Annotated in this window: 10 protein-coding genes; 9 read left to right on the top strand and 1 reads right to left on the bottom strand. The window is 51.3% G+C overall.

Annotated features, from left to right (window positions below):
- The first annotated feature begins 13 nt into the window (after positions 1–13).
- The 7 genes from murG to lpxC all read left to right on the top strand — a co-directional run bounded on the left by murG (position 14) and on the right by lpxC (position 8,118).
- Positions 14–1,111 carry an undecaprenyldiphospho-muramoylpentapeptide beta-N-acetylglucosaminyltransferase gene (gene murG, locus NDQ72_12320; GenBank protein WKD26854.1) on the top strand — a complete coding sequence of 366 codons (1,098 nt, stop codon included), beginning with the start codon at positions 14–16 and terminating at the stop codon, positions 1,109–1,111.
- 53 nt (positions 1,112–1,164) lie between these two features.
- Complete coding sequence (gene murC, locus NDQ72_12315; GenBank protein WKD30390.1) at positions 1,165–2,577, top strand: UDP-N-acetylmuramate--L-alanine ligase; 1,413 nt, start codon at positions 1,165–1,167, stop codon at positions 2,575–2,577.
- Positions 2,574–3,515 (top strand): D-alanine--D-alanine ligase, encoded by a 942-nt coding sequence (locus tag NDQ72_12310; GenBank protein ID WKD26853.1) that lies wholly within the window; start codon positions 2,574–2,576, stop codon positions 3,513–3,515. Before murC ends, NDQ72_12310 begins: the two co-directional genes overlap by 4 nt.
- The gene (locus NDQ72_12305) at positions 3,512–4,225 is read left to right on the top strand and encodes a cell division protein FtsQ/DivIB (GenBank protein WKD26852.1); all 714 of its coding nucleotides are present in this window, start codon (positions 3,512–3,514) and stop codon (positions 4,223–4,225) included. Before NDQ72_12310 ends, NDQ72_12305 begins: the two co-directional genes overlap by 4 nt.
- A gap of 318 nt (positions 4,226–4,543) precedes the next feature.
- Positions 4,544–5,833: a cell division protein FtsA gene (ftsA, locus tag NDQ72_12300; protein ID WKD26851.1), complete on the top strand. Its 1,290-nt coding sequence runs from the start codon at positions 4,544–4,546 to the stop codon at positions 5,831–5,833.
- A 34-nt stretch (positions 5,834–5,867) separates the two neighbouring features.
- Complete coding sequence (ftsZ, locus tag NDQ72_12295; GenBank protein ID WKD26850.1) at positions 5,868–7,046, top strand: cell division protein FtsZ; 1,179 nt, start codon at positions 5,868–5,870, stop codon at positions 7,044–7,046.
- A 160-nt stretch (positions 7,047–7,206) separates the two neighbouring features.
- Positions 7,207–8,118, top strand: coding sequence for a UDP-3-O-acyl-N-acetylglucosamine deacetylase (gene lpxC, locus NDQ72_12290; protein WKD26849.1), 912 nt, complete (start codon positions 7,207–7,209; stop codon positions 8,116–8,118).
- Between the two features lie 101 nt (positions 8,119–8,219).
- Here lpxC and NDQ72_12285 read toward each other — a convergent pair whose 3' ends face one another.
- Positions 8,220–8,696 carry a DciA family protein gene (locus NDQ72_12285; protein WKD26848.1) on the bottom strand — a complete coding sequence of 159 codons (477 nt, stop codon included), beginning with the start codon at positions 8,694–8,696 and terminating at the stop codon, positions 8,220–8,222.
- A gap of 111 nt (positions 8,697–8,807) precedes the next feature.
- On the opposite strand from NDQ72_12285, the gene NDQ72_12280 reads away from it, so the two are divergent.
- Positions 8,808–9,176, top strand: a complete 369-nt coding sequence (locus NDQ72_12280; protein WKD26847.1) for a hypothetical protein — start codon at positions 8,808–8,810, stop codon at positions 9,174–9,176.
- A 69-nt stretch (positions 9,177–9,245) separates the two neighbouring features.
- A complete protein-coding gene (gene secA, locus NDQ72_12275; GenBank protein ID WKD26846.1) occupies positions 9,246–11,978 on the top strand; it encodes a preprotein translocase subunit SecA in 2,733 nt (910 codons plus the stop codon).
- Positions 11,979–11,987 lie beyond the last annotated feature (9 nt).

The following is an 11,987-nucleotide window of genomic DNA, read 5'->3' as shown; positions in this document are numbered from 1 at the left end:
CAAGGAGTTGTTTGTGACGACGAACGCACGTCGACGCATTTTAATTATGGCGGGAGGTACCGGAGGTCATGTTATTCCGGCGCTTTCATTAGCACGTTCGCTCAAAGCCCACAATGTCGACGTTGAGTGGCTGGGAAGCCCAAGAGGGATCGAAAATCGCCTAGTACCAGAAGCAGGTATTACGCTTCATACCATCGACATAAGCGGTCTGCGTGGCAACGGAATCACTGGCTGGCTGAAGGCACCGCTGAACCTTTCCCAAGCCGTACTGCAAGCGCGAAAGGTAATTCGCCGCTTCAATCCTGATGTGGTGGTTGGGTTAGGTGGGTTTGCCAGTGGCCCTGGTGGGCTGGCGGCGTGGCTTTCCAGAGTGCCATTAGTGATACATGAACAAAATGCTATTGCTGGGCTGACCAATAAAGTGCTCTCGAAATTGGCGACACGCACTTACGCGGCGTTTGTCGAGGCTTTTGGTGACAAGGCAGAAGTGATTGGCAACCCGGTGCGAGAAGATATTGCTGCACTGGGTGAGCACCCAAGGAGTGCTTCTGAGCTGGCCGTTCGCCCGCTGCGGTTATTAGTTGTTGGTGGCTCGCTAGGGGCGGTCGCATTGAATGAACGTTTACCGCCCGGGTTGGCGGGCTTGCCTCCAGAGCGACGCCCTGATGTTCGCCATCAAGCGGGCAAAGACCGAGATGTGGTGACGGCAAGCGCCTACGTCGAGCATGGAATTGTGGCAGATGTTACTCCTTTTATTGACGATATGGCGGCTGCGTATGAGTGGGCAGATTTAGTCGTTTGCCGTGCCGGAGCGCTAACAGTGGCAGAGCTTGCCGCAGCTGCAAAGCCCGCCTTGCTAGTGCCGTTTCCATTTGCTGTTGATGATCATCAGCGGGTCAATGCTGACGTTTTAGTAAAGGCCGGGGCGGCACTTTGTGTCACACAGTCTGAGCTTACCCCCGAGCGATTAACACACTATTTAGATGAGCTATTAGTCCCGAGCGTTTTGTCAGATATGGCTTCTAAAGCCCGCCAGGCGGCCTACTTAGAGGCGACTGAGCGTCTTACAAAGGGATGTTTAGCGCTGGTTAAACAAGGAGAGACTGCGTGACCAACTCTATTAATAATGCGTTGCACTCAGGTGTCCGTCCAAGCGGCCCTGGTATGCGCCGTATTAAGCGCTTGCACTTTGTTGGCATCGGTGGCGCAGGTATGTGTGGAATCGCTGAAGTGCTCGCAAATCAGGGTTACAGCGTCAGCGGTAGCGATATGAAGGCATCGACTGTTGTTGAGCGCCTTCGACAGTGTGGCGTTAACGTTGCTATCGGTCATGCTGAAGAGAATGTAGTAGGCGCTGACGTCGTGGTTGTCTCCAGCGCCATTGATGCAACAAATCCTGAAATCCGTTGGGCTCATGAGCATCGTGTGCCCGTGGTTAGGCGTGCTGAAATGCTGGCCGAACTAATGCGCTTTCGCCATGGCATCGCTGTCGCGGGAACCCATGGAAAGACGACCACAACCAGTTTGACGGCAACGCTGCTGGCGGAAGGCGGGTTGGACCCCACCTTTGTGATTGGTGGAAAACTCACCAGTGCTGGCGCTAACGCTCGGTTGGGTGAGGGGGATTATCTAGTCGCTGAGGCTGATGAATCGGATGCGTCGTTTCTTCATCTTCAGCCAATGGTCTCTATTGTGACGAACATAGATGCAGACCATATGGCGACCTATGGTGGCGATTTTGAGCGCTTAAAAAGCACATTCATCGAGTTTCTTCATAATTTGCCGTTTTACGGGCTGGCAGTGCTGTGTATTGATGACGCTAATATTCGGTCGATGCGTGATCAGGTGAAGCGCCAGTTTGTCACCTACGGTTTCGATGAAGATGCTGACTACCGCATTGTGGACTTTACTCAGCAAGGCGGTGAAGTCTCGTTCACCGCAGTGCGTCCTGGGGAAGCTGCTCCATTGGCTATTCGGCTAGCAATGCCAGGTCGCCACAATGCGTTAAACGCGATGGCGGCGATTGTTGTAGCAACGGATGCTGGAGTAAGTGACGCTGCTATTCTTCGTGGGTTGGCAAGTTTTGCCGGTGTAGGGCGCCGCTTTCAAGTGCATGGCCATTTCAGCGCCCCCAATGCTGATGGCGATATCATGTTAGTAGATGATTACGGACACCACCCCCGCGAAGTTGACATGGTTATCCAGGCGGTTCGTGCAGGTTGGCCGGAACGTCGATTGGTCATGTTGTACCAGCCGCATCGCTACAGCCGCACCCGCGATCTTTATGAAGATTTCGTTCGTGTGCTTTCTCAAGTAGATACGCTCGTTCTATTGGATGTTTATAGCGCTGGGGAAGCCGTGATTCCAGGCGCGGAGGGTCGCACCCTTGCTGGGTCTATTCGTCAGCGAGGAGAAGTCGATCCATTGTTCGTTGAGCATAAGCAGGAGCTACCTGCACTGTTGAGCAAGCTGCTGCGTCCTGGGGATATTTTTATTACTCAAGGCGCTGGTGATGTGGGCGGTATTTCGCTACGTTTCGCGCATGCCAAATTATCGCTAGATAAGGTAGAGCTATGAGTACAGCAATGTCATTGAATGACCCCTTGGCACGCGTTGTTGTTGTTTATGGTGGTACTTCAGCAGAGCGCGAAGTGTCGCTTAAAAGCGGTGCGGCTGTGCTTGACGCGCTAAAGCGTCAAGGTGTCGATGCCATTGGCTACGATCCAAAAGAAGAGGGTTTGGTAGGGCTAGAACGCCTTGCCCCAACGGCTATTTTTGTGGCTCTTCATGGTCGTGGTGGCGAAGATGGTACGCTGCAGGGAGCGCTAGAGCTTTTAGGGTTGCCTTACACCGGCAGTGGGGTGCTGGCGTCAGCGTTAGCAATGGATAAACAGCGTACGAAGCAGGTTTGGCAAGCCGTAGGCTTACCCACCCCTCAAAGCATCATGCTCAGCGAGACATCTGATTGGTCTATGGTGGTGTCGCAATTAGGTTTACCAATGATGGTAAAGCCTGTTCACGAAGGTTCCACGCTGGGGATTAGTATCGTTAAAAGCCAGGAGGCACTAGAGGCTGCCTATCATGAGGCGGCGAGCTATGACGCCCGTGTCATGGCTGAGCGGTTCGTTGTAGGTGAGGAGTATACCGTTGCTCTGCTTGGTAATGACGTGTTGCCGGCAATTCGTGTCGAAGTCCCAGGCGGTTTTTATGATTATGAAGCGAAATACATTGCTAATACTACTCAGTATCACCTGCCCAGTGGCTTAGCATCTGGTGATGAGCAGGCCTTGGCAGAACTATGCAAGAAAGCATTTGATGCTGTAGGTGGCGAAGGCTGGGGGCGTGTAGATGTGATGCGCGATGCGATGGGCAAGTTTTGGCTGATTGAAGTTAATACAGTGCCAGGAATGACGGATCATAGCTTAGTGCCTCAAGCGGCGGCGCATGCGGGTATAGAGTTTGATCAGTTGGTGTTGCGTATATTGAATACTGCGGTTCAACGCAGCTGCTCATGAAGAAGCGTAATGCGTGGTTAGGCCTCATATTGCTGGCATTGTTACTAGGTGCCGGTGGGCGTGCTTTATGGCTATGGTTAGATAAGCCTATTGAGCGTGTGTCTATTCGTGGCGAGTGGGAATATGTGAGTGCTGATTACCTCCGTACTCAGCTAGCGCCGCTCGTTCAAGAGGCAACTTGGCTCTCGGCAGATTTAGGTGAGCTGCGTAGGCGTGCGTTGAAAATTGGCTGGCTGGATGAAGTTAGAATTTCCAGAGAGTGGCCAAATGCACTTGTATTTGAGCTGGTAGAGCAAACGCCAGTGGCCCGCTGGAACGATGATTTTCTACTTAATCCCAAAGGTGAGTCGTTTGCGTTTGCGCCACTAGGTGTGCCTCAAGGGCTTCCTGATTTGGCTGGGCCGACGGGAAGTGGCGAAGAGGTGCTTACCTATTATCGCCGCTTAACACCTCATTTCCAGGGATTATCGTTGTCACTTTCTCAATTACGCTTAGAGCCCCGTGGTGCATGGCGGCTCCAGTTAAGTAATGGTGCCTGGGTAATGTTAGGAAGACGTCAGCATGAAATCCGACTAGCTCGTTTGTCGGCATCATGGCAGCGTGAGCTTGCTCAGGTTGGTGAGCATATTCGCTATATCGATTTGCGTTACCCTAATGGTGTTGCAGTTGCCTGGCACGGAGAAAGTGACTTTTCAGAAGAAGATGAGTAATAAGCGACTTACAATGTGCAAAAAGTAGGTAAATGTAAGTGGTTGCCAACAGCGAAAAGCCATGAATAGGGTTTAAATCGCACACAAAGGCGATTATCGTAGGCGTGCGCTAGTCGTATTGTCAGTATTGTTTCTATACTATGTTATAGCTGATGCTTTTTTATGGGCTTTTTTATTTAATCATGATCAGCATTTGGCTTGATATTACGGTAGGCGTCAATGTTATTCCGCGTGATTTTGTATCGCCGTTTTAACAATCTTGGCGCAGTTACGACGAACAAGTTTCTTTTAAAATTTTTCTAGGAGATTATCCGACTCATGGCAGGCTCACCCAACGCATCCAATATGGTTGTCGGGCTGGACATTGGAACGTCCAAAGTCGTCGCGATAGTCGGTCAACCCACCGATGACGGCGGGATTGAGATAGCGGGTATCGGCTCTCATCCATCACGCGGCATGAAGCGTGGTGTGGTCATTAATATCGAATCAACAGTGCAATCTATTCAGCGCGCTGTTGAAGAAGCGGAGTTAATGGCTGGCTGTGATATTCATTCTGTCTATGTCGGCGTTGCTGGTAGCCATATCAGTTCAATGAACTCAGATGGTGTGGTTGCTATTAAAGAAAGGGAAGTCACACCATCCGATATCGAGCGCGTTATTGACTCAGCCCGCGCACGTGCAGTCTCGGAAGGGCAGCGTGTATTACATGTATTGCCCCAAGAGTTCTCAATCGATGCTCAAGGTGGTATCCGTGAGCCTTTAGGAATGTCAGGCGTTCGTTTAGAGGCGCAGGTTCACCTTGTGACAGCGGCATTGAATGCCGTTCAAAATATTGAGAAATGTGTTCGGCGATGTGGTCTGGACGTTGACGCAATCATTCTTGAACAGCTAGCTTCTAGTATGGCGGTGCTTACCGAAGACGAGCGAGAATTAGGCGTTTGCATGGTGGATATTGGTGGGGGGACCACTGATATGGCCATTTTCAGTGAAGGTGCCATTCGCCATACTGCCGTTATACCGATAGCGGGCGACCAAGTCACTAATGACATAGCGATGGCATTGCGCACGCCAACGCAGCATGCCGAAGAGATTAAAGTTAAATACGCTTGCGCACTGACACAGTTAGCGGCAAGCGATGAAATGATTAAAGTTCCCAGCGTAGGAGATCGTCCGGCTCGTGATTTGTCGCGACAGGCACTTGCTGAAGTGGTTGAGCCGCGTTACGAGGAACTATTTACGTTGGTGAGAGACGAATTACGCCGTAGTGGCTATGAGGATATGGTGGCTGCTGGTGTGGTGCTCACTGGTGGCACCTCGCGTATGGAAGGGGTTAGCGAATTGGCAGAAGAGATTTTTCATATGCCTGTTCGTATTGCTTGTCCGCAAAATGTCAAAGGGTTGGCTGATGTGGTTCGCAATCCTATTTATGCAACAGGTGTGGGTTTACTGCATTATGCATTGCAAGAAGCGCGACATGGGCAAGGCCTAGAAAGCCACGGTGAAGTCGTTGCTGCACATAAAGGGCGCAACGAAGTCGTCCGGCGTGATATCAAGGAAGGTCAATCGGCGCTGGTAAGAATTAAAGGCTGGTTCAAAGGAAATTTCTGACAGGGCCGCAAGCGCGGTTCAGGAGACGGGGCTTATGTTCGAATTGGTAGATAACGCACCCTCGAGCAGTGCGGTCATCAAAGTGGTCGGTGTTGGCGGTGGCGGTGGCAACGCTGTCAACCACATGGTCGAAAGTAATATCGAAGGCGTTGAGTTTATCTGCGCTAACACCGACGCTCAAGCGCTTAAGCGGGTGTCTGCAAAAACAGTCTTGCAGCTTGGTGGTGAAATTACCAAGGGGCTTGGGGCCGGTGCTAATCCTGAAGTCGGCCGCCAAGCCGCCATGGAAGACCGTGATCGCATCGCTGAGTTATTAACCGGTGCCGATATGGTATTCATCACAGCTGGCATGGGTGGTGGTACAGGTACCGGAGGTGCGCCTGTCGTTGCTCAGGTCGCCAAAGAGTTAGGTATTTTGACGGTTGCCGTGGTAACTCGCCCCTTCCCGTTTGAAGGGCCGAAGCGCATGCGCGCCGCTGAAGAAGGTATGAAAGAGCTTTCTGAGCACGTTGATTCGTTGATCACTATTCCAAACGAAAAACTGCTTTCTGTGCTAGGCAAGAACGCCACGCTGCTAACCGCCTTCAGCGCTGCTAATGATGTGTTGTTGGGAGCCGTTCAAGGTATCGCAGAGTTGATTACCAGCCCAGGCATTATTAACGTCGACTTTGCTGATGTACGCACCGTTATGTCCGAAATGGGCATGGCGATGATGGGCACCGGTGGGGCAACGGGCGAGAATCGAGCTCGCGAAGCGGCTGAAAAAGCCATTCGTAGCCCGCTGCTTGAAGACATTGATCTGCACGGTGCCCGCGGTATTTTGGTTAACATTACTGCCGGTCCCGATTTGTCGATCGGTGAGTTCAATGACGTAGGCGCTACAGTTCAAGAGTTTGCTTCTCAGGAAGCAACCATTGTGGTGGGTACCTCTATCGACATGGAAATGTCCGATGAGCTACGTGTGACCGTGGTGGCTGCTGGGCTGGATGGTAACAAAGGCAAAGTTGCCTCACGTGAGCCAGTGCGTCGATCTGCTGCCGAAGCGTCCTCAGATTATCGCAAGTTGCAACAGCCAACTGTCATGCGTCAGCAGGCAACGGCGCGTAAAGAAGCGCCTGAGCCCGCTGCGAAACCTCGTGCCGAGAAGCGTCGCGCCCCTGATGCAGATGACTATTTGGACATTCCCGCATTCTTGCGCCGTCAGGCAGATTAACTGACGCTATCGGGGTCATTGAAATAGCAAACGAGAGTTTTATTGGTTAAAACGCTCGTTTGCTGTTAAAGTGAACACTGTTTCTTAACTTTCTTTCCCCTAGCGGTACTTGTCGGCACTTTTGCCGGTGACCGCCGTCATTAGAGTTCGACCACTGCCCATGATCAGACAACGCACATTACAAAACGTCATTCGCGCCACCGGAGTGGGTCTGCACTCTGGCAAAAAAGTCCACTTGGCTTTGCGCCCGGCGCCAGCTAATACCGGAATTGTGTTTATCCGGACCGACCTGGAGCCTGTGGTTCACGTGCCGGCTCGTGCCGAATTGGTGGAAGACACCACATTATGTACCGCGCTTTCTTACAGCGGTGTGAAAGTCGCGACGGTCGAACATTTGATGTCGGCATTTGCTGGATTGGGCATTGATAATGCCTATGTCGATGTAAGTGCACCTGAAGTGCCTATCATGGACGGCAGCGCCAGTCCTTTTGTGTTCTTAATTCAGTCAGCGGGCATTTTAGAGCAAGATGCACCTAAGCAATTTATCCGAATTAAGCGCCGTGTTGCCGTTAGTGATGGCGATAAAGAAGCCGTCTTTTTGCCTCATCAAGGGTTTAAAGTCTCCTTTTCAATCGACTTTAATCACCCTGTATTCGAGCAACAAAAACAAACCGCGTTAATCGATTTTTCAACAACGTCGTTTGTGAAAGAGGTTTCTCGTGCACGTACCTTTGGGTTTATGCGCGATTTGGAATTTTTGCGTTCCAATAATCTTGCGCTTGGCGGTAGCTTAGATAATGCCATTGTTGTCGATGATTACCGCATCGTTAACGAAGGTGGATTGCGCTATGACGATGAGTTCGTCAAGCATAAAGTGTTGGATGCTATTGGAGATTTGTACCAACTTGGCCACAGTTTGATTGGCGAGTTCCAGGGTGTTAAATCAGGTCATGCGCTCAATAATCGGTTGTGCCGCGAGTTATTAGCGCAGCCCGACGCCTATGAGATCGTCACCTTTGAAGAAGACAAAGCGGTTGCACCTATCTCTTACTCGGCACCTGCCATGGCATAGATTGAACGCTTGTTGGGCGGGTGAGTGGCATGTGGCAATAGTAAAAGTAAAAAGCACCGCTTTAGCGGTGCTTTTTGCGTATTGACGCTGGCAATAGGTGGCTATGAATATTTGTCATCTGAATGATTAGGTGCATGCGCCGCAAGGCGCTCCAGGGCATTTTTAAGTGAGGGGTTGTCTGTGTCTTTAGCGCATTCGGTTAGCGTTTTTCCTGCATTTTCTGAGAGGGTGCGGGTGTAGCGCTTAGGGCTTTCAATTGGCCGAACGGGCCGCACTTTTAGGGTAAAGCCGGTAACGCTTTCAAACCCTGGCAACTGATGCAGTAGGGTTAGCAATCGCGGCTGTTCATAGCGTAACCACGTTAACCAGCTTGCTTGGCCGCTTATTAACGTCAATCGTCCGTCTCGAAAGCCACCGACGAAAATATGCTCACGCATTGCTTCAGGAAGGTGGGCGCGTAAATGACGCTGAGCCTGATCAATTAAGCGGGACTGTCGCATAAGCTGTCCAGCGCTGCCAGACTTGGTCAGCAGTTGGGTAATGGGCTGTGCGCGGGATCGCTTAACCTTTATACTCATTAACTTGATTCCTGGAACGTTGTTGGCTGCGCCACACTCATGGTTGCCACCAGCGTTTTGTATTGTCTTTTAATTGATAGAGCCTAACACGCTCGGGAGCCAGTCCACAGCATGTCATCAACGCCAGATGTTTTGTCTGCTTCGCCGCGGCGGCAACGCCGAAATGGCCTAGCGCGTTGGTGGCTGGCAGGCCTCTTAGTGAGCTGTTTGTTACCTGCTAGTTTACATCCTTCAGATGCATTTCGTAGTGGTGAACGCGGCGTCATCATCTGTTTTTGGGTACCCGCGATGCTGCGTGCCCAATCTGAATGGATCGCTAAGAAGCGCTGTGCGCTGCGCCGCTGGGTACGAAAAAAAGCGCGTATCTACCCTGTTGTCTTGCACTGTTCCCGCTACTTTCTTCATATCCCACGTCGATTGGTTGCCGCGATTGATGTGCTGACCCCTCGTGGCCCGCCAGCTCAGCTGTCCGTTTACTAAATTTACCCTTATTTGCCTTATATAAAAGGGCGTGCCTCAAGGGGGCGCTCGTGAAGATTTGGAACTTTCATGATTAATAATTTGTTACGTAAAGTCGTTGGCTCTAAAAATGATCGCGACGTTAAACGCATGCAAAAAAGTGTGCTCAGTATTAACGTTTTAGAGCAAGCACTTGAAGGGGTGAGTGACGCTGAGTTGCAGGCAAAAACAGAGCTACTCCGTCAAAAATTAGCAGAAGGCGCGTCTGTTGATAGTTTATTACCTGAAGCGTTTGCCGTCGTACGAGAGGCCAGTAGGCGGGTAATGAAAATGCGCCACTTTGACGTCCAGATGGTCGGTGGCATGACGTTGCACCGTGGCCGTATTGCGGAAATGAAAACCGGTGAGGGTAAAACCCTGGTGGCGACGCTTGCTGTCTATTTAAATGCGCTGCCAAGCAAGGGCGTGCATGTTGTCACCGTTAACGACTACCTTGCTCGCCGTGATGCTGAGTGGATGCGGCCCTTGTATGAGTTTCTTGGGCTATCGGTAGGCGTTATCTTTGCTGGTCAAACGGGTGAAGAGAAACGCCATGCCTATCAGTGTGACATCACTTACGGCACTAACAATGAGTTTGGTTTCGACTACCTGCGCGACAACATGGCATTCTCACTTGAAGATAAAGTGCAGCGTGGTCTGCATTACGCCATCGTCGATGAAGTCGACTCTATTTTAATTGATGAGGCTCGTACGCCGTTAATTATCTCTGGAGCCGTGGATGAAAACACCGATTTATACGGCATTGTAAATCGCCTGGCTCAGCAGTTAGAAGAGGGCGAGGCCTCTGAGGACAGTGATGCGCCAGTCACGGGAGATTTCCTGCTTGATGAAAAGCAAAAGCAGGTAGAGCTTACCGAACAGGGGCATAACAAAGTTGAAGAGCTAATGCGCGCTGAAGGCCTGCTTGGCGAAGGCGAATCGCTGTATGCCGCACAAAACCTAAACTTGCTCCAGCACATGCACTCCGCGCTGCGCGCACGGCATCTTTATCATTTAGACGTTGACTACATTGTGTCTGAAGGCCAGGTCGTCATCGTTGATGAGCATACCGGGCGTACTATGCCAGGACGCCGTTGGTCAGAAGGGCTGCACCAAGCGGTTGAAGCGAAAGAGGGTGTGACGGTTCAGCGAGAGAGTCAGACTCTGGCATCGACTACTTTCCAGAACTATTTCCGTTTGTATGAAAAGCTCGCAGGTATGACCGGCACCGCTGATACCGAAGCGTTCGAATTTCGGCAAATTTATGGCCTGGATGTGGTTGTCATTCCAACGAATCGACCGCTTGCTCGTAAAGATCTGAATGATTTGGTTTATCTGAGTGCGGAAGAGAAATACGAAGCGATTATTAAGGACGTGAGGGCCGAAACCGAGGCAGGGCGCCCCGTGCTCGTCGGTACGGCGTCGATTGAAACCTCAGAGTACCTAGCTCGTCTTATGCGCGAAGCTGGCCTGACGTTTAATTTGTTGAATGCTAAACAGCACCAAAGCGAAGCGGAAATCATCGCTCAGGCAGGTCGCCCTGGTGCCATTACTATTGCAACGAATATGGCGGGACGTGGTACCGATATCGTCTTGGGGGGGAACTGGGAAGCAGAAGCAGCTAAGCTGCAAAATCCCACTCAAGAACAGATTGATGCTCTCAAGGCAGAGTGGCAGAAGCGCCATGACGGTGTTTTAGAAGCGGGTGGTTTGCATGTGATTGGTTCTGAGCGCCATGAGTCCCGTCGTATTGATAACCAGTTGCGTGGTCGTGCGGGACGTCAAGGTGACCCAGGCTCTACACGCTTCTTCCTCTCGTTAGAAGACAGTTTGATGCGCTTGTTTGGTTCTGACCGAGTGAAGCGCTTGATGCTGGCTCTTGGGCTAGAACGCGGTGAGGCGATTGAGCACAAGATGGTGTCTAACGCTGTAGAGCGCGCCCAGAAAAAAGTAGAGGGGCGCAACTTTGATATCCGCAAGCAGTTGCTCGAATACGATGATGTCGCTAACGATCAGCGCCGAGTTATCTACGAACAGCGTAATGAAATTCTTTCCGCTGATGAGGTTTCCGATGCCGTTATCGGTATTCGTGAAGAAGTTATGGAAGATGCCATCAGCGGTTTCGTGCCGCCTCAGAGTTTGGCTGAGCAGTGGGATTTGCCTGGGCTAGAGGCGCATCTTAAAACTGAATTCAATCTTGATGCTCCTGTTACGCAGTGGGCGGCAGAGGATGAGCGCTTCAGTGAAGAGAAACTGCGTGAGCGTTTACAAGCGATGCACCACGAGGCTTATCAGGCCAAAATTGAGGCTGCTGGCGCCACGTTGATTCGCCGTTTTGAAAAGCAAGTAATGCTCCAGGTATTGGATACCCGTTGGAAAGAGCATCTTCAGTCGATGGATCACCTGCGTCGCGGCATTCATTTGCGTGGCTACGCTCAAAAGAATCCTAAGCAGGAGTACAAGCGAGAGTCCTTCGAGTTGTTCCAGCATCTGCTAACGAACATCAAAGCTGACGTTACGCGTATTTTAAGCCACGTTCAGGTTCGCCAGCCTGAAGAGGTTGATGCGTTAGAGCAAAAGCGCCGTGAAGAGTCAGTGCGTGAACGTGCGACAGCAGCAAGTCGCCACGATGACCCTAACGCCCAGCAGGACGATGTTTCACAGGAAGCACCAGGGGCTGATGGTCGTCCGCTGCGTCGTGAAGGACCAAAAGTAGGGCGCAATGATCCGTGCTCATGTGGGTCCGGTAAAAAATATAAGCAGTGCTGCGGAAAACTAAGTTAATCACGCGTG

It is taken from the genome of Halomonas sp. KG2, assembly GCA_030440445.1.
Classification (GTDB): Bacteria; Pseudomonadota; Gammaproteobacteria; order Pseudomonadales; family Halomonadaceae; genus Vreelandella.
The sequence above is the reverse complement of the archived record's forward strand: the minus strand, read 5'-3'. Positions and strand labels throughout refer to the sequence as shown.

Coding starts and splice junctions, on each gene's coding strand:
- ftsZ (WKD26850.1), top strand. CDS start 5,868: ATGTTCGAATTGGTAGATAACGCACCCTCGAGCAGTGCGGTCATCAAA.
- NDQ72_12305 (WKD26852.1), top strand. CDS start 3,512: ATGAAGAAGCGTAATGCGTGGTTAGGCCTCATATTGCTGGCATTGTTA.
- murC (WKD30390.1), top strand. CDS start 1,165: ATGCGCCGTATTAAGCGCTTGCACTTTGTTGGCATCGGTGGCGCAGGT.
- secA (WKD26846.1), top strand. CDS start 9,246: ATGATTAATAATTTGTTACGTAAAGTCGTTGGCTCTAAAAATGATCGC.
- NDQ72_12280 (WKD26847.1), top strand. CDS start 8,808: ATGTCATCAACGCCAGATGTTTTGTCTGCTTCGCCGCGGCGGCAACGC.
- lpxC (WKD26849.1), top strand. CDS start 7,207: ATGATCAGACAACGCACATTACAAAACGTCATTCGCGCCACCGGAGTG.
- ftsA (WKD26851.1), top strand. CDS start 4,544: ATGGCAGGCTCACCCAACGCATCCAATATGGTTGTCGGGCTGGACATT.
- NDQ72_12285 (WKD26848.1), bottom strand. CDS start 8,696: ATGAGTATAAAGGTTAAGCGATCCCGCGCACAGCCCATTACCCAACTG.
- NDQ72_12310 (WKD26853.1), top strand. CDS start 2,574: ATGAGTACAGCAATGTCATTGAATGACCCCTTGGCACGCGTTGTTGTT.